This is a genomic window from Paenibacillus sp. OSY-SE, assembly GCF_000283315.1.
Classification (GTDB): Bacteria; Bacillota; Bacilli; order Paenibacillales; family Paenibacillaceae; genus Paenibacillus_B; species Paenibacillus_B profundus.
Genome location: NZ_ALKF01000204.1, coordinates 177,487 through 198,806 on the forward strand (window position 1 = coordinate 177,487; position 21,320 = coordinate 198,806).

Below are 21,320 nucleotides of genomic sequence, written 5' to 3' on the forward strand. Positions count from 1 at the left end.
GAGACTACATGAATATTTGGTTCTTTTCGGCAACTACGTGACAGCAATCAACAAGAGTAGACTTCAAAGGGGATGATAGGAGCTATTAGAGATAAGGAGTTGTGTGTGGTGAAGAGATGGAATTTCCCTCATAAATTGAAAGCGATTGCAAAAGGTCGCAGTCTATATCAGCATCGTCTCATCCGCACGCTGGTCGTCCTGGTCACATGCGCCTTGGTATTTACGACCATTTCTCTATATATCGTCGCTCACTCCTCCGCGCTGGACATGCAGCAGGAAGCATATGTGCAGGAAAGGGAGCAGTTCAATGCGCAGCTCACGTTCATGGGGGACACGCTTAAAAATTTAATTATGAGTTTATACGTTGACCCGGAAGTGTATACGCTGATGCATGGGGAAGAGCTATCTATTATCGAAATTGCCTCCAAGATGCGCAAGGTGGAGCAAATCGCGAACGCAACGGGGTATTTGGAATCGATTGCGCTATATAACGGGCCGTCTGAGCAGTTATTCTCCACGAGCGCCGTCATTCAACAAAATGCTCGCGGTGAAAGGGACGCTGTTCTGCAGCAATTGACTCTGTCCGATCCCGCCTCCTTCAAGCTGATGCCTTTCTCGGTTCCGAATGCCTCCGGCACAGCTGAACAAGTCGATAGCTTGCTGTATGGATTATTTGATTTTTCCGTTACCTACCGAAATTCCTCGCATCCAGAGCCTGGCTCCATCTTACTGTTCATCCGCCCTAGCTGGTTGTTTCAGCAGTTGTCTGTCAACAGCGGGCCTTTTTCTAAAAGCTCTCAGTTTTTCGTCGGCACCCCGGACGGCATCGTGTTCGATCAAGACGGACGAAGGCTGGACCGCGATCGGAAGGGGCTGCGTGACGGAACGGACGAAGCCTTTGCACTTGCGTACGAGGACGTCCACCATAATCCAGGCCAATCCGGTTCCTTCGTCCATTCTTCTGCTCAGGGGAAGATGGTTATTCGCTATGCGCCGACGGAATTTTACGGCTGGACGTTGTATCAAATGCAGCCGTATCGGCAAATTGTTGCGCGCATGGATCGGTTGGCCTTTACTTTCGTGGCCGTGGGCGGGGGAACCTTGCTCGCTTCGGTTGTCATTTCTTATTTGTTTGCGTTGAAGCTGTATCGTCCGTTATTCCGCCTCGTGCAACAATGGAATCTGTCTCCTCGGGGAGGCTCGCACACCCACACCCAAGATGAGTTCTCCTGGCTGCAGCAGATGTACCGCGGGATGATGTCCCGACTGGAGCATTTGCATAACCGCGTCGAGCAGGATCGGCCGCTGGCCGTACAGGCAGAGCTAAGGAAGTGGATTGACGGATATATTCGCGGCGATACGGCCGACTTTCAACGGTGGCTGGAGAAGCGCGAATGTCATGAAATTACAGATGGTCCTTATCTGTTCGCGCGCATTTCGGTCACGAAGCCGGATGCTGACACACATGAAGCAGCGGTCGAGGCTGAAGATCTCTTGGAGATGGTGAAGGAAGAGATTGTCCGAAGGCTGCCTGACAGTTGGCGCATGACTTCGGTGCCGGAACGGAGCGGCGAGGAGCTGCTCTGGTTCTCCCTTCCCGCAGCGGCTATTGGAACGGAGCTTGAGGCAGAGCGGCTGCTTGAGTCGGCAGCTCAACAGAGCCGGGCGGCGTCTGATGGGCGCTTTAAAGAGGTCTTGGTCACCGTGGCGATCAGCGATGTCGTTGGCGGTATTGAGGAGGTGCCTGACGCCAAGCAACAGGTGGATGAACGCTGGACGTACCGGTTTGTCTACGGACCGGCTGTCGTCATCCATTCCGGGCTGCTGCGTCATCATGCGACGAGCAGCTTCACGATGCAGGTGAAGGAGCGTGATCTCACGCGCTGCACGACGAAAGCATGCGAGGCAATGCGGATGAACCGTCAGGCGCAGCTGGACGATGCGTTGGCGGATTGGTTCGATACGGCCCGGAGCTGTGTGCCGGATATGGTTCGCTCGGCGCTGCTGCTGCTTGCCTTGGAGTTGTTCACGGTCTGGCAGGAACGGGCTAGCTACGGCAAAGAGTCGGAGTCGTCGGGATTTATACAATGGCGTAATTTGAAAACAGAGCTGCAGCAGGCTGACGATTTAGAGCAAGCCCGAGGTGTGCTGGCACATTGGTTGGAGCAAATCCGTCCTACTTCAGAAGAGGAGGAGGAACGGTGCAGACAAGCGATCGTCGCTGCCATGCAGGATTTGGCGCGGGTGGAGCTGGCGAACCCTGATTTCGGGTTGGCTGCGGTGGCGGATGCGCTGCAATTGAGCACTGCTTATATTAGCCGTGTCTACCGCCAAGGCACAGGTATAAGCTACTTGGATTATTTGCATGATGTTCGCCTGCAACGGGCGATGGAGCTGCTTATGAACGACAGCTTGACGATTGCAGAAGTGATGGAGAAGGTCGGCTACCGGACGGAGAGTCACTTTTTCAAGCGATTCAAGCAAAAGTTCGGCGGTACGCCGAAGCAGTGCCGCACCCGCCAAGCGATTCAAGCCTTGAGTGATTCGGATGCTTTGTAAGGCGCGGTGACGATGCTTTTTATACCCTCGAAGCTGAATTGAGCAGTTCAGTTCGAATTGAGCAGTATGGTTGAGGAGTCGAGTTTAATATGAACGGTTGAGCGGGCCTAGCCCGCTTTTTTACATTGGAGATGAGGCTTTAGCTTGGCGTGAACGCCGAAAAAGGAGGAATGTTGAATGTGATGCAGCCTGCGAAACGATTTTCAAAATGGAAGCATGAATGGAAAATGATGAAACGGCAGCGCTCGCTCCTCGTCATGAGTGCTCCGGCTATTTTGTTCAAGCTCATTTTCAGCTATCTCCCTTTAATTGGATTGGTCATTGCTTTTAAGAGCTATCGATACGATTTAGGTATTTTCGGGAGTGATTGGAATGGATTCAACAACTTTACCTTCTTCTTTACTTCACAGACAGCATGGATCATCACCCGCAACACGGTGCTGTACAATGGCGCCTTCATCCTGCTTACAACGGTCTGCGCGCTGCTGCTTGCCATCCTGCTGCGAGAGATTATGGGACGGCGGATCCAGATGTACCAGACCGTGCTCTTTTTGCCGCACCTGCTGTCATGGGTTGTGGTAGGCTACATCGCGCTAGCCATCTTTGAACCGGGCAAAGGGCTGCTGCATCAGCTGGCGCTCTCCATGGGCGAACAACCCGTCGCCTGGTATCAGGAATCGAAATGGTGGCCGCTTATTTTGCCTTTGTTCCATATATGGAAATCGGTCGGTTTGTCCGCTCTTATTTATTTTGCAGGCATATTGGGGATTCACCCGAGCTACTATGAGGCGGCGCAAATTGATGGCGCTTCCAAGTGGCATCTGGCCACCAAGATTACGATACCGATGCTGATGCCGCTCGTCGTTATTTTGTTCCTTGTGGCGGTCGGCGGAATCTTCCGCGCGGACTTCGGGTTGTTCTATTTCATTCCGAACGATTCCAGCTTCCTCTATTCGACGACGGATGTTATCGACACGTATGTGTATCGCTCCTTGAAAAATATTGGCGATATCGGCATGACAGCCGCGGTGGGATTGTATCAGTCGGTTGTCGGATTTGTTTTGGTTATTTCCGCAAACGCGCTCGTGCGGAGGATCAATCGGGATAACGCGATGTGGTGACGAGGTAACTAATGCAAGCAGCATGAATGGTGGTTTTTAAATTTCGAATTTCGGATTTCGATGCGCAGAAAAAGGAGGGGGCAGGATGGAACGTAAATGGAGTTGGTCGAGAGGTGTAATACACGGGATCTTTCTTGTGCTTAGCATCGCGATTATCGCGCCGATGTGGCTGGTAGTGTCCGCCTCGTTCACGGCAGAGGAGGAGCTTATTTTATCGGGCTACTCATTCTTTCCGCAGGAGTTCAGCATGCAAGGATATGAGGTCATATTACAATATCCGGTCGATCTGATCCGCGCCTATGGCGTGACGATTCTGGTGACGATAGCAGGCACGCTGGCCAGCATTTTGCTGACGGCGATGACGGGCTATGTGCTGGCGCGCAAAGACTTCCAGTATCGGCGCATGCTGACGTTCTACGTCTTTTTTACGATGATATTTAGCAGCGGGTTGGTTCCGTTCTATATGTTGGTGACGAAATATTTGCACATAAAGGATACGGTCTGGGCGCTCATTATTCCTTATTTGTTGAATCCGTTCTATGTGCTCATTATGAAAGGGTTCATGGATAAGCTGCCGCACGAGATGATTGAATCCGGAAAAATGGACGGGGCCGGGGAGTGGCGCATGTTCTTTCAGCTCATCCTGCCTTTGTCGGCGCCAGCATTGGCGACGGTCAGCTTGTTCATCTCGTTCGCGTATTGGAACGATTGGTGGCTCGGGCTGCTGTTCATCGACAACGAGCAATGGGTGCCGCTGCAGCTGCTGTTATACCGCACGATGAGCTCGATTGAATTTATCGCGAAAAATGCGCAATACGTCGACGGTCTCGTCGATCTGTCGAAGTTTCCGAGCATGTCGGCACGCATGGCTTTGGCAATAGTGGGCGCGGGACCGATGATGTTTATTTTCCCGCTGTTCCGCCGCTTCTTCGTGACGGGGCTGACGATCGGCTCCTTGAAGGAATAGGGTGAAGGCTGGATTCGTTTCTTATGTTAAGTGTTAATGGCATGAAAGGTTAATGAAATTAAAAGTTCGTGATCAAAAGGGACTTTTTGAACGACCTCTAAAAGTATAGAACGTTAATGATATGGGGGAATGAACATGCAGAGGCAAGACGGGAATCATGTACGCGGCAAATGGAGGATATGGAGTGTTACGCTGCTTCTTTTTATGCTGCTGTTAAATGCATGCGGCGGAGGTGGAGCTTCTTCTGATAAGAGCGACGCCAAGGGGGCGTCCAGCGAGACATCCACTGGAGCGTCCGGCAGTGGCGGGCTGGAGTCAGTCGAGTTGACCTGGTACTATCCGCAGTGGAATACACAGCGGGACTTGAAGACGGTCGAGCAAGCGATCAACGACATAACGACGAAGGAAATTCAAGCGACGATTCGGCTAAAGCCAATCGAGAACAGCAGCTACGCGCAGAAGCTGAACACGATGGTCGCGTCGAACGAGAACTTTGACATCGCCTGGACTTCGTTCTGGATGTTCGACTATGCGCAGAACGCGCGCAAAGGGGCTTTTCTGGAGCTGGACGGCTTAATCGACACTCATATGCCCGAATTGAAGAAGACGCTGCCAGGCGTCGTCTGGGAAGCGCTGAAGGTGGACGGGAAGACGTACGGCATATTGAACTACCAGACGATTACGAACCGGGAAGGATTCATTGTACAGAAGCAGTATGCGGACAAGTACAAGCTTGATCCGGCCTCTATTAAGCAAGTCAAAGACATGGAGCCGTTCCTGACTGCCGTCAAAAACGGGGAACCCGGCATTATCCCGTTCGCGCTGACACGCGGCGGTTCCTTCGAGGTTATGAAAAACTCCTTCAATCGCTTGGAGTTCATTAATAATCACGCCATTATCGGTATTTATCAGGATGACAAGGAATTGAAGGCAATCGACATCATCCAGACCCCGGAGTATAAGGAATATACCGAATTGATGCATGGTTGGTTCAAAAAGGGGATTATTAATCAGGATGCGGCCAACCTGAAGAGCGTGAATGATTTGAAGAAGGTCGGCAAGATCGCGTCTGTCTTCCATAATGTTTTGAAGCCGGGACGGGATATCGAAGAGAAGGCTTCGTTCGGCGGCAAAGACATTGCGCTTGTCCATCTAACGGAGCCGTATGTCGGCACGAATACGATTATTCAATCGATGCAGGCGATTAGCAAAAATTCGAAAAATCCAGAACGGACGCTCATGTTCCTCGAGCTATTGAACAAGGATGAGCGGCTTATCAACCTTATCTCGTTCGGGGTGGAGGGCAAGCATTACGAGAAAGTGAACGAGAACACCGTCAAGCTAATTGAAGGCGGCGGGTATGACCCGAACCAGACGTGGGTGTTCGGCAACACGTTTAAAGCGTTCTTGCGTGAAGGGCAGTCGCAGGAGGTGCGCGATCAGACGATCAAGGAGAACGAGAGCGCCCGCCCTTCGCCGATTCTCGGCTTCACGTTCGATCCGCAGCCCGTCTTAACGGAAATGGCCAACATTCAAGCCGTGAACGACCAATATGGCCCTGGCCTGGATACGGGTACGGTTGATCCGGCGCAGTTTTTGCAGGAGTATATTGACAAGCGCAAGCAGGCGGGGATTGATAAGGTGCTGGGGGAAATTCAGCGCCAGTTGGATGAGTGGAGGGAGAAAACGGGGAAGTGACATAGAGAGTGATAAATAGTAGGGAAAGAGAACGAACAAGCAAGTGGTTTTAAGTAATGTAGAAACTTTGATGTTTTGGCTGTATGGAAATCAGTAGCTTGTAAACGGATAGAGTGGTGAAGCAGGGCTTCGGACGTTGGAGTTCTGCTTTTTTTTGAATGTAATAACTCCGGCTTGTTGCTACATACAATTTGGAAGAGATGCAATAAGATCGATGTGCAGATAGCCTTTAGATTCATGTATACTTACAGGGAGTACTTGGAACGGATTACTGATGGATATGGAGGTAAACATGAAAATCAGGAAAGCGATCATTCCTGCGGCGGGACTCGGCACACGCTTCCTCCCAGCGACGAAGGCGATGCCGAAAGAAATGCTGCCAATAGTGGATAAACCGACCATCCAATATATAGTCGAAGAGGCCGTTGCATCGGGTATCGAAGATATCATTATCGTCACAGGAAAGGGAAAGCGGGCGATTGAAGACCATTTCGACAACGTGTTTGAACTCGAACACATGCTGCGCGAGAAGGATAAGCTTTCGCTGCTGGAAGAGGTGCGAAAGCCGTCAGAGTTGGCGGACATTCACTACATTCGTCAAAAGGAGCCGCGCGGACTGGGGCATGCCATTTGGTGCGCCCGCAAGTTTATTGGCAATGAGCCGTTCGCCGTACTGCTGGGCGACGACATCGTCCAAGCAGATACGCCGTGCTTAAAACAGATGCTGGAAGTGTATGAGCAATACGAATCGTCCATCGTTGGCGTCCAACCGGTGCCGTGGGAACAGGTATCCCGCTATGGTGTGGTTGCCGGATCGCTTATTCATGAACGCATTCTCAAAGCGGAGCAGCTCATTGAAAAGCCAGCACAAGAGAAGGCCCCGTCGAACTGGGCCATTATGGGGCGGTATGTGCTGACACCGCGCATATTTGGATTGTTGGAACAGCAGGAGGCAGGAGTGAACGGAGAAATCCAGCTTACCGATGCGATTGCCCAATTAGGGCGGGAAGAAACCGTATTGGCGTATCACTTTGACGGGCATCGTCATGATGTAGGGGAGAAGCTTGGCTTTATTGAGACAACACTGCATTATGCATTACAGCGGCCAGAGTTGCAAGGTGATCTGCTGGACTATATGAAACGGATGATTGAGCAATATGAGGGAACGGAATAAATTGTGATATGACAGCAACATCTGCATCTGTAACAGTGAACGATCATCTTAGCATCGGCCAGCCGTACCTGTCATACTAATGAAGTGACCAACGAGTGATTTTGGCGCAGAATGTGAATACAGAAGACCCTAATCTCAATTTCCATCGAGATTAGGGTCTTTCGGTTTAAGAGCTATTTTGCATTAAAGCGCATCGCTGCCACTTGCTCGATTTGTTCTTTCTCAGAAGGATCTGCTGCTACGAGCTTGTCATACCATGCTTGGTCGACTTGTCCTTGCTGCATGGTTGCCGCAACGTACCAGCGTGCAAGCTCCTTATTATTGGAGTCGTTTAAGTCTTCCTGCAAATAAGGTTTCATCGCTTCTGCAGCTTGCCCTGGGTCGCCCTTCATGATGTAAGCCCGACCTGCATTCATTGCCATGCGGGAGGTGACATAGAACTCATTACCTTGCAATTGCCCCTCAGGGAGCGTCTTCAAATGCTCGACTCCTGCTTTGACATGTTCAAATGCGGAAATGATTTCATCCATATATTCATTTTTCTTATCAGGTGCCTCATTGTTTGCAATTACACCTTGACGCAGGGCAGCTTCCATATATTTATCGTACCATACCATATCCCATGGGAAACTAGATGCATGTTCAGAGTAAACCTGATATAACTCTGTCTCCATACCTTTCATTTCGTAACCGTTAATAAGACGTTTGAGTAGAGACTGTTTGTTATAAGGTTCCTTTTTTAGGGCTTCTTTTAAGGTCTGTTCTGCAATGGTGAAAAACTTTTCGTCTTGTTGTAGTTGATACATCTGTTGGAACAAATAAGCTTTAAAATCCGCGTATTCCGGAACTGTTGGTCGAATGTTCATTGCTTTGTCCAAGTGAACCATTGTTTGATTAAAATCCTTCGTTAGAGCCACAGTTTCTTGTGCTTTTGTAAAGGAACTGGAAGCTTGCAGGAATAGTAGCGACGTAATAAACATCCCAAGCCCAACGACGCCAAGGATACTTGTCATGGCTATCCGGAACGATTTAGGTTTGAGTTTCTCAAACGGTTTCGATTCTACCGAGGCTGTCATACCTCCAAGACTCATGAAGACGAGGATGCCAATGTATACATAGCTCATATTAAAATCCATAACGCTATGTATCAAGATACTAGTAGTTAGAATGAAGTACATAAAGTAACTGTTGCGTTTTTCTTCATTTGCCGTAATGAAAGATCGAATGTATTTCCAATATACGAATGCTAAAAATGCGATTAAAACGACAAAACCAATAATTCCGGCTTCGACCAGATATTGCATATAATAACTGTGTGCCTGCGCTGATTCGTAAGGGTTGTTTTGATACTTCTCATAGAGCGCGCTCCATGCGCCGCCACCGGCGCCAAGCAGTGGATAGTCTGCCACCAGCTTCAACGAGTCTTTGTAAAAAGTTATACGTTCCAAAACACTGTGCTGTTGAAAATTAATGGACCCTAAACGGGAAGAAATGCTTTCTGGCAACATATTTTTCGCGCTAGTCCCGATGAAAATGAATAAAAGCAATGCTACTGCAACAGTGCCGCCGACAGGGATGAGGGCGTTCGCCCATTTCTTGGCCGAGAAGTTCTCAAGCTTTTTCTCCAGCCAAGGAGCAACAAACCTCTGAATGACCCAGCTTAGTGCAGCAGACACGACGGATGCCCCAAGGACATACATCCAGCCCTTCAAGGAGGAAGCCTCCGTTGGGTTCAGTTGAGCTTGAATGCCGATTTCCGAAACGGGATTCAATACTACAAACGTTGCCGCACCGCTTATGGCCAAATGCAAAATCCATAGCAGCTGCCGAGCAGGCTTAACAAATAACAACACAACGATAAATACGACCGGGAGCAGAACCAAGCCGCCGCGGGAGAGCGTCAGAAAGATGGATAAAATAATCGGTACCAGCATGAAGCCATGAACCGCATGACTTACCGCCTTGCGAGTTGTCGTTAAATAGAACACGGCTACAAACAAAAATGCCATGAGATAGGCCGCGTAAGTGTTCGGATACTGAAACACGGAGGCAAGGCGCGGGCCGTTGGCATCTATCCATATGGCTTGCTCATACAACCCGTCCGCATTAAGCCTCGAAAACCATCCAATGAATACAGCTGCAAATTTACCGTTTCCAAGCCAATTCAACAGTCCGAACCAAACAATGGCATAGGCGGAGCCCGTTAATGTGAACTGGATAATACGATTCAATCTTTCTTCCCCAGACATAAAATAGGCAAGAGAGAAGAAAACAGCATACGTAAACATGATTAGAACAGCATTTACCGCCAAATAATTGGAAGCTGCAAAAAATGACGAAACTCCGTAGGTTAAAGGCAGTAAAAATACAATAGATGTAAATATGTCGGATTGATAATTTCTTTTTTTGAACTGAAGCAGGAACCCTGCCGCCAAGAATGATAGAATAGAAGCGATAAGGACTGACCCGTATATCGGTTTTTCAAAGTATGTCATTTGACCGTTAAACAAAGCAAACTGAAATGGGGACCAGATCAAGAACAAAATAAGAGTAATTAACATTCCCCAATGAAGAAGAGGGAATTTGTCGTTTTTGTCGTTTTTGTCGTTTCTTTGCTTAGGCTTAGAAGCCCCATAGCCATATGTAGACAAAGTTTTATTCTCCTTTGCAGTAAATTTCTGTTTTACTATCTATATTCATAAATAAATCCAAATATATGTATATATTGACTTCGCCTAAATTATCATTGTTTCATTTGCCAAGCTTGAGGTCCAATATCACATACTAATTAAGATTTAAATAATTTCTCCAATGATATTATGTTGATGGAATTGGAAACCTTTTGCGACTGATGAAATTCGAGTTTATTTTATCATAAAAGGAAAGGGGAGGGAAATTGAGAGTTTTGATAAATTCTAAATACGCTGTATACTAAGAGGGCAATAAGGATAGTTAAGCTATAATATAAAAGACTTTTCCATATGGGATCTGAGAATTGGCAGGTAACATGATTCGGTGGAAAAACTGTGAGACAAGTGGCTTGTAACAGGCATGTGCCACGATGCGCATATTATATGACTTTAATTTAGGAATCGCGGGGTTAGAGCATGATTACTAAAGCAATTAATGTTTATCGCAAATATGGTTTTTTACTTTCCCAATTGGTAAAAAGAGATTTTAAGACGAAATATAGAAGATCATTTTTAGGCATTATTTGGAGTCTTTTAAATCCCTTGTTTATATCAATCGTACAGTACATGGTGTTTTCCAGTTTGTTTCGTTTTGACATTCCTAACTATGCTGTTTATTTGCTCAGTGGTATCGTTATGTTCAATTATTTAACAGAAGCCACTACTCAATCAATGACATGTATTTTACAAAATGCTTCTTTAATAAACAAAGTTTATATTCCTAAGTATATTTACCCGTTTTCTCGTGTTTTGTCTACGGGTGTAAATTTCTTGTTTTCTCTCGTGGCATTATACCTTGTTATAATTTTCTCAGGAATGAGAGTCACTTTTGCGCATATATCCATTTTGTATGTCATAGGTTGTATGTTTGTATTTATATTAGGGTTATCACTGTTATTGGCGTCATTGATGGTCTTCTTTCGAGATACACAATTTCTATACGGTGTTGCATTAACGATTTGGACTTATTTAACACCTATTTTTTATCCGGAAACTATTCTTCCACCGCATATGTTGTCATTGTTGGGATTTAATCCGATGTACCATTTTATTAGATTTATGAGATTTATTATTTTATACAATGGAATTCCTGACTTTAAAGCATGGCTATATTGTGCTATTTTTGCAATTCTATCGCTTTTGTTGGGGATATACGTGTTCAAACGAACTCAGAATAAATTTATTCTTAATTTATAAGGAGAAGGATTCGCTTGATTGAATTAAATAACGTATCCATGAAATTTCGCATGGCTAACGACCGCATAATGAGCCTTAAGGAATTTATGGTGAAGAAGATAACAGGAAAGCTAGAATATAAAGAATTTGTTGCTTTAAAAGATGTGACTTTCTCCATAAAACAAGGCGAGGTAGTCGGTATTGTTGGTGGCAACGGAGCTGGCAAGAGTACTTTACTTAAGATTATTTCAGGAATCTTATCGCCTACTCAGGGGAGCGTAAGGGTAAATGGAAGCATTGCACCTATGCTGGAGCTTGGGGCAGGCTTTGATTCTGATCTAACAGCAAAAGAAAATGTTTTTCTAAATGGAGCAGTGCTAGGGTACTCAAAAGAATATTTAAACGGTAAATATGATGAAATTGTTGAGTTTTCTGAATTGGAAGAATTCATGGACGTTCCAATCCGTAATTTTTCGTCAGGAATGACGATGCGTTTGGCTTTTTCTATTGCCACGCTAGTCAATCCGGATATTTTGATTGTGGATGAAATTCTATCGGTCGGTGATGCTCATTTTCAAAAAAAAAGTTCCCGAAGGATGCACGAACTAATCAATGGAGGGGCTACAGTAATCTTGGTATCACATAGTATCGAACAAATTCGTGAGATGTGTTCCAAAGTTATTTGGCTTGAACGCGGTGTTTTAAAAATGGTTGGGAACACAGATGAGGTATGTAATGCATATATGAGTAGTATGAAAGATTAATCACAAAGTATATTAGAACCTACAGAGGGATTAAGTTATAAAGATAGGTTATATACGCCTACATTTATTACAAAATATAATCATCTATACTTTATTGTTGATTGTTGGCATCACCGCGTCATATATCATCATAATTTAATTGATCCTATTCAAAAGTGGAGAGTACTGGATGGGGAATTTATCAACCTTCATTCGATTACCAGTGATGGAGAAGTCTTATTAGTAGATGACACAGATAATAATATCGTTAGAGTTTATAGGAAAAATGGGGACTCTTTTATTGAAACACAAACAATCAGAGACATCGGAGATCAGCCACATAAGTTGTTTTTTGACGAGAAAAGCAAATTGTTCTACGGGATATCGGCATCGTCGCAACAGGTATTTGTACTAAGAAATATTGAAACTGAAGTTATTGTAGAAAAAATTGTGAAACTAGAGTATTTGGGGAGTGCGTATATTAGGTCATTTAGCATCATCGATGGAAAAATATATTTTGTATCTGGTCCGGGAAAGATTATTGTAGCTGAAGTAGCTGACTTATCTTTTAATTTGTTGTGTGAGTATAAAGTTCCGTTTGAATTTCAAGGAATGAATGATATAGCTAAAATCGGTTCTTATTTTTATCTTAGTGTATATCAAACTGGAACCGGTGATATTGCTCCAAGATTAGTCAGAGTTCGAGATTTAAAAGAACTAGAAACCTGTTATGAAGATATTTATGAGTTACTGAATTTGGAGGGGACTCCTTATTATTTTTCATTTTTGGATGATAGAGTGTTTTTGACGGAAATTGACTCCTATTCAGCTATTAGGTCATTTATGGTTGTCGATGACAAGATATGCGATGTTCAGGTACATTATGATATGGGTAAACCAAACGAATCCTCAATGAGGCAACGTGAAAGGAAATAAGTGGAAACAAACAGTGATTGGAGTGGGATGGTGTGGCAAAACTTAACCTGGACTATTATGAGCCAAGTACTGACGATATTTACTCTGATGGAAATATTGAATCCGAGTTGTTGCAGTATGCAATAAATGCGGATTGTGATTGGTATCGTGATGGAAGATGGCCTGTTGTTTACCATATGTCCCATCTCCGACACAATATATTAAACTGGTTTCCATTCAGAGATAAATGCAGCATATTGGAAATTGGCGCCGGTTGTGGTGCGTTAACAGGACTTTTATGTGAGTTAGGGGCAAAAGTTGTTGCGGTAGAACTGACTAAGAGACGTGCAGAAGTAAATTATCAGCGTCATAAGCATTTTGAAAATCTTGAAATTGTCGTTTGTGACGTCCAGAAGATTCCTCTTGAGTGGAAGTTTGATTATATAATTATTAACGGTGTACTAGAGTACGCAGCTTATATGGTTAAGAGTGAACAGCCATACGTAGACTTCTTAAAACTATCTGCAAAACATATGAATGCCGAAGGAAGAATTTTGCTATCTATTGAAAATAGGCTAGGACTGAAATATTTTTCAGGTTCAAGGGAAGATCATACAGGAAAGTTTTTTTCCGGTATAAACGGGTATGCTGATGGAGAACAAGTGAGGACTTTTTCCAGGGCGGAATTAGATGAGCAAGTTAGCAATGCACAGCTTTATCCATTGAAGTATTATCATCCTTTTCCTGATTATAAGTTCCCAGTTGAAATTTATACAGATGCAACAATTTGTGATAGAACACCGACTGTTCCTGATAATCCTATGGATATGTCGAGAGTAAAGCTTTTTGAAGAGAAAAAGGTCTATGAATCACTCATGAAATTGGGTGTTATTGATAAATTCAGTAATTCATTTTTGGTAGAAATAGCTGCTAGTCCCGAAGAAGAGCCAGCAAATATTTCATACGTTAAAATAAGTGCAAATAGAAATCAAAAATTTCAGATTTGCACTTATTTTGATACTGATAAGAGAGTTGTTTATAAGAAAGCTCTATGGCCAGTTGGGAAAGAACATTTGTATAGAATGGAGCACTACAGTAATTTTGAATATGGTAATTCTGGCTTGAAGAACATAGGATGTCAACAAAAAGGTGATAGTTTATCCTTTCCTTTCATAACAGCAGATAGTTTAGAGGGGATTTTGCTCAAAGCATGCAAACATAATGATACCGACAAATTCTTTGCTCAAATCAATGATTTTCGAGAGGTTCTATTTGAAGATATACCATTACAAAAACAGCCTATTTCGGCATCTTTTGAAGATATATTTGGTCAAGGAAAATGCCATCAGGAACTTCGTTGGAAAGATAATGCCAACGTCGATATGATCTCAGGGAATATTTTTGTTCAAAACGACGGTTATCAAGTTATAGACTATGAATGGCATGTCGCATGTAAAGTACCTATGGAGTTCCTTATATGGCGTATGCTTAAACAATTTGCAGAAGAACACACCCTTAGTGGTTTTTTGACGAAACCTACGTTGTATGATTTAATCGGTATCAACGAGCAAACAGAGGAATGCTTTCTTGGTTGGGAGTCTCACTTCATAAGTGAATATGTAGGAATGAAAGAGGTACACCATCTTACTAAAGATATAGTTCCTATTGATATTGAACAAGCAGTAACACAACAAATGAAGGAGAATGTGTTACAAAGTAGCTTGTTTTTTGATTTGGGAAATGGATTTTCAGATGTTAATTACGAAACTAGTCGTGCAGTATATACTTCGACCGGCTTTGTAGTGGCATTTTCACAGGAAAAATTAAGGGAAGCAAAAACGTTGAGATGGGATCCGCTTGAAGGACGTGCTTGTTGCATTCAAATACAGAAAGTTGAAACTGATGGGATATTTACGGATCTTGATTCGATTAATGCTGAAAGGTATACAGAGGATATAGGTTATGAATTTTTTACTTTTGATCCACAGTTTCAGTTAAGTGGTGATTTTTCGAATGCAACCTACCTAAAAATCTACTTCTCTTGCAGGATTTTGGACTGGACAGTGGGATATCATAAGCGGGAAGAAGAGTTATATCTCAGTAACAAAAAAGTAGCAGAACAAGAATTAATAAATATTCAACTTCAAACTAAATTAGAGGAGCAGGTATTAAAAAAACAGCAATTGTTAACCGAAATAAATGATATCCAAAAACTAAATAGTATTAAAAAAGCTCAGCTAGAAGAAAAGGAAACAGAACTGGAGTCAATTCAGAGCAAGTTGATGGTTGCACAGGAAGAGATGCAGGTTATTAAAAAAGATTTTAATCAAACAAAAAACAACTTAGATCACATTATGACGGAAATGAAAGAACATAGAGTAAAGACAATGATGAAAATTTTACTTTTTGGTGGTATTACTAGGGGGGGCTCCAGTGAGTAAAGTTAGTGTAATTATGCCTTGCTACAACGATGGTGCATATATTGGGGAAGCTCTAGCATCCGTTTATGCTCAAACCTACAAGGATATAGAGTTAATTATAATTGACGATGGGTCTGATGATCAGAATACGTTAGATATTTTAAATCAAATTTCTAATTCAAATACTAAAATCTTAAGGACCAAGCGCCTCCGACCTGCTGGAGCAAGAAATGAGGGGATATCCCAAGCAACAGGAAAGTATATCTTGCCCCTGGATTCAGATGATATTATTGAACCAGAATATGTCAAAAAAGCAGTTGAGATTATGGAAGAAAACGAACGAGTGGGAGTTGTGTACTGCTACGCAGAGTTATTCGGTGAACGGAGTGGCAGGTGGGATCTTCCTAACTACTCTTTGGAAAAAATGCTTCTGGATAATATCGTTTTTGTGACAGCATTGTTTTGCAAAGAGGATTGGGAAAAGGTCGGAGGATTTAACACAAAGATGCATCATGGTATGGAAGACTATGATTTCTGGCTTTCAATCTTGGAAATTGGGCGGGAAATTTATCAGATTCCAGAAGTATTATTCCATTATCGGATTAAACCTACCTCGCGAACAACCGAGTTTATGACCAATATCCATGTTGTTCAAGAAACTTATCGTCATATCTATAAGAATCATCCAGTGCTTTTTGAGAAGCACAAGGATCAATATGCCATTGGGCTAAGGGAAGCCCTAATTGAACAAATATTTTTAAATAAAGCATTGCAAGAAGGAATTTCAGTTTTAGAAAAAATTAAGCGTATACCTATTCTTAAATCAATTATTAAAAAATATATTATGAAGTGAAAAAGAGGTAAAAAATGATAATATTCACATCCATCTGTGCGAATTATTTACATAAAGCTCGTACACTGGCTAAATCAGTAAAAGAAAACATACCAGATGCTACATTTATAGTTTGTTTAGCAGAGCGTGAACTTTTTCCGCAATATGAATATCCGTATTTTGATCAGATCGTTTTGGCTAAGGATGCCTGGGAAGGTAATTTTAATCGGTTTATATTTAAACATGCAATTGTTGAAGCTTCAACTGCGGTGAAAGGACAATTTTTTAGATATTTGTATAAAGCATTTCCGGATGAGCAACAGTTTGTATATCTTGATCCTGATGTTTACGTCTATTCTGATTTTATTGAATTAAGAACCCTTTTGAATAAGCGTCCGATTGTATTGTGTCCTCATTTGCTTGATCCTGGAAATATTGACATGGAACTTTCTAGTACAGCTCACGGTGTATATAATTTAGGTTTCTTAGGCGTTAATCGAAGTGACGAGGCAGAAAAGTTTATTAACTGGTGGGCGGAGCGCCTCTATCTATTCTGCTATGATGATATTGCTAATGGAATTTTCACTGATCAAAAATGGATTGATCTAGCTCCGTGCTTTTTCGACGTAGAAATCTTTAAGCACAGAGGTTATGATTTTGCCCCTTGGTCCCTGCTTAACTGTGAAATGACTGAAGAAAACGGAGCTTTTTATATCAAAGGAGATCCATTACGATTTATTCATTTTTCAGGTTACGGGGATTCGGCACAAAAGTGTATGAGTGAATGGCTTCCTGAAGGGGAGCATCCGTTTAAAAAGCTTTATTCTAAATATTCTGAAATCCATGATTCCAATAATTCGGATGGTATTTCAAAGACTAAATGGTCATATAGCTGCTATACTTCAGGTGAAAAAATTGATAATCCAATTAGAATCGCATATCGTAAAGACTACGATGTGATGTTTAGCGTGGAAGATCCCTTCGAGTTAAGCAACACTTACTTTGCTGGTAGATTAAATGTTGGTAGCGCTATTAATAAATCAAAAAAAACAGTCACTAAAGCGGTCTATATTATCCGTACTCAAGGTGTAAGGGTTTTCTTGAAAAAAGTCTTTAATAAATTGTTCAATAGGAAATAGCTAGAATTGTATAACTACTAAAATTTTGATAATTGCGGACAGGGATTCCAACTCTGAATGACTATTATATGTGTCGATAATCCATGATTACGAATGACAAGCAAGTATAGCGAAGTCAAGATGAAACAGAGGATATATGAATAGTCTCATTGAATTAGAGTTTAAATTAGATTTTTCTGTGTTCATATATATGAGAGCCAGACTTTATTGTAAAACAATGTTGGACTGTTATCGGAGGATAATATTTTATGCTGCAGGATCTACGTCTTAGATATAAAAAACCGATGATACTACGATTTTCCATTATATTTATCTTTTTATTAGCTTTAATGCTACGTATTTATGCTGTCGACATAACGAGAGAATTAAGACCTGGGAGTGATGAATTAGTTTATCATTATGCGGCGGAAAATTTGTTGAAATACGGAACGTTAACATATGATCGCAATGGTGATATGTTTCATGGTATAGAAGAGCTAAAACCTACTACAATCATACCATCTGGATATCCAATCTATGTGGCCATAATTTATAAATTGTTTAATCATTCCACTCAGGCGGTTCTGTTTTCCCAGTTAATTCTTAGCATGATTTGTCTTTTCCTTATTTATAAGATACTCAAATTGCTAAAGATTAAGACGCCGTATGTTGTCGTCACATTACTACTTGCAACAGTGTACCCCGGATTTTTATATAATATTGAACGAATGCTTACAGAACAGTTATTTACCACATTATTAATTGCATTTGTTTATGTTTTTTTTAAAGGCACGCAGAATAACAACATCTGTTTGATCGGTATTTCCGCAATTTTATTTAGTTGTGCAACGCATGTTCGTCCGTTGGCATTTCCTTTCATACTTGTAGTGCTTTTCTTCTTTATTATTTATGAACGTAATGATAAAAAATATATTTTAAGAAATATAGCTGTTTTTTTCGGAATTTTTCTTTTATTCATGCTACCTTGGTGGATTCGAAATTGGATTACATTTGATAAATTCATATTTTTTTCGGAATCCGGTAATAATGCTTCAGTTTGGGGGGCTGTTCCGTACTTTATTGATATGGGTTCTGTGTCTAATCTGCCTTTAAGTACCATTTTAGACAATAATATTACTCCGAATCCATGGGTGTATTACAAGTGGAGAATTTTTGGTTTTTTTCAATACATGTGGGGAGATCTTTGGGATGAAAACCTTGTTCATCCACACTTTCTTTTAAGGCCATTCATCATACTTCAGCAAGTGTTAGTAGTTCCATGCATAGCATTAATTCCGATTATAGTTAAAAGTTGCAAGAGAGAAATTATATTTATTTCATGCATTCCTATAGCATTTACTATAATAAATATGCCATTTCATGGATTGCCACGCTATGTATCTCCATCAGTTCCTTTTATTTTCATATTGGCAGGGATTTTTTTTTAAAAAATAGGGACAAAGCTGAAGTCAACCAATGTTGGTTCAACAGTAGGGGATATTTATTTGTATGACTGGCAGCGTATGATCGATTCATGGATGCGTAAGTGCTATTTGGTCTTTTCCATTCTTTTTTCTGTTGTTTTACTGTACAGTGTTTATATCTTTGCTTATGGAATAAACGAAGAAATGTCAGAGTACCGTTTGAGTAGATATATGGGGACGTCTCCTCAGTCATTACAACCAAAAGACATCATATCGGCCAGCAAATATAGTACAGATAGCCTATCAATAGAAAATGCAAACCCAGTAATTAGAAACGGGAAGAATATCTATAAGAATGACGTAAATGCCCCAGCAATTATTAGGCTCGAAGTAGAAAGCAAGGAGGGGTCAGATAATGATAAAATTGCTTCTGAAATAAATCTTAACATTCAGGGTGGCTACCTGTTTGACTATATGACAATTTATTGGACTGGAAAAAACACACCTGAAATTACAGAAAACAGCGTCTATAAATTTCCTATTAATGCACAACAAAAAAATCATAAAATTTATATAGATGATGATGTACAATCATTAATGCTTGTACCGGCTGTTTATAGTGGTGGAGAATTTAAAGTAGATTCCATAGAAGTGAAGAAATACCGTGTTGAACAATAGAGGTAGAGGAATAAAACCGGTTGTGCGCTGTGTCTACAATCGGTTTTATTCTATGTAATCAGGTCTATATTAAACGGATTCATATGTTTTAGCTTATTTGGGAGCATTTCTCTCATATATCTGTTACTATAAACTATGCTGGTTTGCTAAAATCAGTAACCGCAAGAATGTTTTTTATCACTTTTACTTGTGAATAATATGTCAGATTTTGTTTAAAATTTTAAACCGTGTTTACATGCAAGCTGGCCCCATATTGAGGCAATTTTCAATGCCGGGTAGATAATTGGATAGGGGCTATGTAAATAGATTGGATACTATAACCGAGAGAATTATACTTCATCTATGTACATATGTTCGTATTAATTAGGTGAGAAGGACTCTTTACCTTGCTTTTTCGTTTTGAATGTTTCTAGATTGATCAGTTCATTTTTCGCACTCTATGAAAGAATTCAATGCAGATGTTATCATAGCAGTTCACCTTACGGCTCCTGCTACCAGAGCTTCCAACTGCCAGCGACCACTTCCAAGGATACAACACTCTGATCGCGGAGCTAGTAAGCATCGGCTGATTACCAGGAGTGACTTAGGAAATACGAGATGATTTTGTATACGCAAAATCGTAGTTAACCACATAGACGAAAGAATTACAATAATTTCAAATACAGAGCTAGATAGGTAATATTCGTCATATAGGCCTTTTTCGGCACGCTAGTGAACGTTTCAGCACGTTTCGTATAACGGGTAAGTTGTGTTTCGAATTCGTAGCTGCTTTGTATTTCTTGACGGTACGGGACTTTAACCCAAGTCGCCTCACTACACGTGCTACTGTTTTCTGGGATACCTGAATGCCTTCCATTCGTAATAGCCGCTTCGGGAAACTTGAAACACTGCGCAGGAGTTTGAAGCGATACTCGTGAATGAAGGAGTAGATCAGGCCGGTCTTTTTTTACGAATTAGTGCATCGCCTTATTTATATTTTTTATCCTCCTCTTCCAGATCACGAATTCGCTTTTGGAGGTCACGTAACGCCTATCGGTTCTCCGTGTCAAATGTTAAGCCTAAAATCAGAATAGATAAATGGAGGGATTCTTTTTGCATGAAGATTTTATTGATAATACCCGCATACAATGAGGAAAATAACATTGAAAATTTAATAAATAGAATATACTCCATTTATGGTAAAACAGTGGATATATTGGTCATTAATGATTGTTCATTAGATGAAACTAAATCAGTCTGTTACAAAATAGGTGTATATACTATAAACTTACCTTGTAATTTAGGAATTGGTGGAGCTGTGCAGACAGGGTATAAATATGCGCATCAACACGATTATGACATTGCGATTCAAGTAGACGGAGATGGTCAGCATAAACCTGAGTATATAATAAACCTAGTTCAATATATTATTGAGGATAAAGCAGATATGGTTATTGGTTCTCGTTTTATTAATAGAGAGGGGTTTCAATCAACTTTAATGAGGAGAGTAGGTATTGCTTATTTTACATATTTACTAAAGCTTCTATCTAAAGAAAAAATAACAGATCCCACTTCTGGATTTAGAGCATGTAACAAAAAAATAATAGGTATATTTGCAAAAAGGTACCCTGTAGATTATCCAGAGCCCGAATCTATTATGTATCTGTTGCGAAATCGCTATCGAATCAAGGAAATACCAGTAGTTATGCAAGAGAGAATCGAAGGAAGGTCTTCAATTACGGCTCTAAAGTCAATTTATTACATGATAAAGGTTTCTTTAGCCATTTTAATTGATAGATTTAGAAAACAAATAGTTTAGAGGTAGA

Annotated in this window: 15 protein-coding genes and 1 pseudogene; 14 read left to right on the top strand and 2 right to left on the bottom strand. The window is 41.8% G+C overall.

Features of this window, described 5'->3' with window-relative positions:
- Nucleotides 1-108 precede the first annotated feature (108 nt).
- The 5 genes from A372_RS0130705 to galU all read left to right on the top strand — a co-directional run bounded on the left by A372_RS0130705 (nt 109) and on the right by galU (nt 7,519).
- The gene (locus tag A372_RS0130705; RefSeq protein WP_019424780.1) at nt 109-2,559 is read left to right on the top strand and encodes a helix-turn-helix transcriptional regulator; all 2,451 of its coding nucleotides are present in this window, start codon (nt 109-111) and stop codon (nt 2,557-2,559) included.
- Between the two features lie 170 nt (nt 2,560-2,729).
- Complete coding sequence (locus tag A372_RS0130710; protein WP_019424781.1) at nt 2,730-3,680, top strand: ABC transporter permease subunit; 951 nt, start codon at nt 2,730-2,732, stop codon at nt 3,678-3,680.
- 85 nt (nt 3,681-3,765) lie between these two features.
- A complete protein-coding gene (locus A372_RS0130715; protein ID WP_019424782.1) occupies nt 3,766-4,647 on the top strand; it encodes a carbohydrate ABC transporter permease in 882 nt (293 codons plus the stop codon).
- Nucleotides 4,648-4,782: 135 nt separating this feature from the next.
- Nucleotides 4,783-6,345 carry an ABC transporter substrate-binding protein gene (locus A372_RS0130720; protein WP_019424783.1) on the top strand — a complete coding sequence of 521 codons (1,563 nt, stop codon included), beginning with the start codon at nt 4,783-4,785 and terminating at the stop codon, nt 6,343-6,345.
- A gap of 292 nt (nt 6,346-6,637) precedes the next feature.
- On the top strand, nt 6,638-7,519 hold the full coding sequence (gene galU, locus A372_RS0130725) for a UTP--glucose-1-phosphate uridylyltransferase GalU (RefSeq protein WP_019424784.1): 882 nt from the start codon (nt 6,638-6,640) through the stop codon (nt 7,517-7,519).
- 173 nt (nt 7,520-7,692) lie between these two features.
- Here galU and A372_RS0130730 read toward each other — a convergent pair whose 3' ends face one another.
- Entirely contained in the window at nt 7,693-9,453 is a 1,761-nt protein-coding gene (locus A372_RS0130730; RefSeq protein ID WP_237728694.1) for an O-antigen ligase family protein, read from the bottom strand.
- Between the two features lie 1,173 nt (nt 9,454-10,626).
- Between A372_RS0130730 and A372_RS0130735 the strand changes: the two genes are divergently transcribed.
- The 8 genes from A372_RS0130735 to A372_RS0130770 all read left to right on the top strand — a co-directional run bounded on the left by A372_RS0130735 (nt 10,627) and on the right by A372_RS0130770 (nt 19,515).
- A complete protein-coding gene (locus A372_RS0130735) occupies nt 10,627-11,406 on the top strand; it encodes an ABC transporter permease (RefSeq protein ID WP_019424786.1) in 780 nt (259 codons plus the stop codon).
- A gap of 14 nt (nt 11,407-11,420) precedes the next feature.
- A complete protein-coding gene (locus A372_RS0130740; protein WP_019424787.1) occupies nt 11,421-12,149 on the top strand; it encodes an ABC transporter ATP-binding protein in 729 nt (242 codons plus the stop codon).
- Between the two features lie 348 nt (nt 12,150-12,497).
- Nucleotides 12,498-13,064: a hypothetical protein gene (locus tag A372_RS0130745; RefSeq protein WP_157259861.1), complete on the top strand. Its 567-nt coding sequence runs from the start codon at nt 12,498-12,500 to the stop codon at nt 13,062-13,064.
- Between the two features lie 32 nt (nt 13,065-13,096).
- The gene (locus A372_RS35705; protein WP_019424789.1) at nt 13,097-15,484 is read left to right on the top strand and encodes a class I SAM-dependent methyltransferase; all 2,388 of its coding nucleotides are present in this window, start codon (nt 13,097-13,099) and stop codon (nt 15,482-15,484) included.
- Nucleotides 15,477-16,316 (top strand): glycosyltransferase, encoded by an 840-nt coding sequence (locus A372_RS0130755; RefSeq protein ID WP_019424790.1) that lies wholly within the window; start codon nt 15,477-15,479, stop codon nt 16,314-16,316. The genes A372_RS35705 and A372_RS0130755 overlap by 8 nt, the downstream gene beginning before the upstream one ends.
- A gap of 14 nt (nt 16,317-16,330) precedes the next feature.
- Nucleotides 16,331-17,434 carry a hypothetical protein gene (locus A372_RS0130760; RefSeq protein WP_019424791.1) on the top strand — a complete coding sequence of 368 codons (1,104 nt, stop codon included), beginning with the start codon at nt 16,331-16,333 and terminating at the stop codon, nt 17,432-17,434.
- 248 nt (nt 17,435-17,682) lie between these two features.
- Complete coding sequence (locus A372_RS0130765; RefSeq protein ID WP_019424792.1) at nt 17,683-18,861, top strand: ArnT family glycosyltransferase; 1,179 nt, start codon at nt 17,683-17,685, stop codon at nt 18,859-18,861.
- 57 nt (nt 18,862-18,918) lie between these two features.
- On the top strand, nt 18,919-19,515 hold the full coding sequence (locus A372_RS0130770; protein ID WP_019424793.1) for a hypothetical protein: 597 nt from the start codon (nt 18,919-18,921) through the stop codon (nt 19,513-19,515).
- A gap of 726 nt (nt 19,516-20,241) precedes the next feature.
- On the opposite strand, the pseudogene A372_RS39725 reads toward A372_RS0130770, so the two are convergent.
- A pseudogene (locus A372_RS39725) lies at nt 20,242-20,365 on the bottom strand (IS3 family transposase); the annotation flags it as partial.
- Nucleotides 20,366-20,611: 246 nt separating this feature from the next.
- On the opposite strand from A372_RS39725, the gene A372_RS0130775 reads away from it, so the two are divergent.
- A complete protein-coding gene (locus tag A372_RS0130775) occupies nt 20,612-21,313 on the top strand; it encodes a glycosyltransferase family 2 protein (RefSeq protein ID WP_019424794.1) in 702 nt (233 codons plus the stop codon).
- Nucleotides 21,314-21,320 lie beyond the last annotated feature (7 nt).

What these genes read in the sequence shown, in the direction of transcription:
- A372_RS0130775 (WP_019424794.1), top strand. Translation starts at nt 20,612, where the DNA reads ATGAAGATTTTATTGATAATACCCGCATACAATGAGGAAAATAACATT.
- A372_RS0130735 (WP_019424786.1), top strand. Translation starts at nt 10,627, where the DNA reads ATGATTACTAAAGCAATTAATGTTTATCGCAAATATGGTTTTTTACTT.
- A372_RS0130765 (WP_019424792.1), top strand. Translation starts at nt 17,683, where the DNA reads ATGCTGCAGGATCTACGTCTTAGATATAAAAAACCGATGATACTACGA.
- A372_RS0130715 (WP_019424782.1), top strand. Translation starts at nt 3,766, where the DNA reads ATGGAACGTAAATGGAGTTGGTCGAGAGGTGTAATACACGGGATCTTT.
- A372_RS0130760 (WP_019424791.1), top strand. Translation starts at nt 16,331, where the DNA reads ATGATAATATTCACATCCATCTGTGCGAATTATTTACATAAAGCTCGT.
- A372_RS0130720 (WP_019424783.1), top strand. Translation starts at nt 4,783, where the DNA reads ATGCAGAGGCAAGACGGGAATCATGTACGCGGCAAATGGAGGATATGG.
- A372_RS0130730 (WP_237728694.1), bottom strand. Translation starts at nt 9,453, where the DNA reads ATGCTGGTACCGATTATTTTATCCATCTTTCTGACGCTCTCCCGCGGC.
- A372_RS0130710 (WP_019424781.1), top strand. Translation starts at nt 2,730, where the DNA reads ATGTTGAATGTGATGCAGCCTGCGAAACGATTTTCAAAATGGAAGCAT.
- galU (WP_019424784.1), top strand. Translation starts at nt 6,638, where the DNA reads ATGAAAATCAGGAAAGCGATCATTCCTGCGGCGGGACTCGGCACACGC.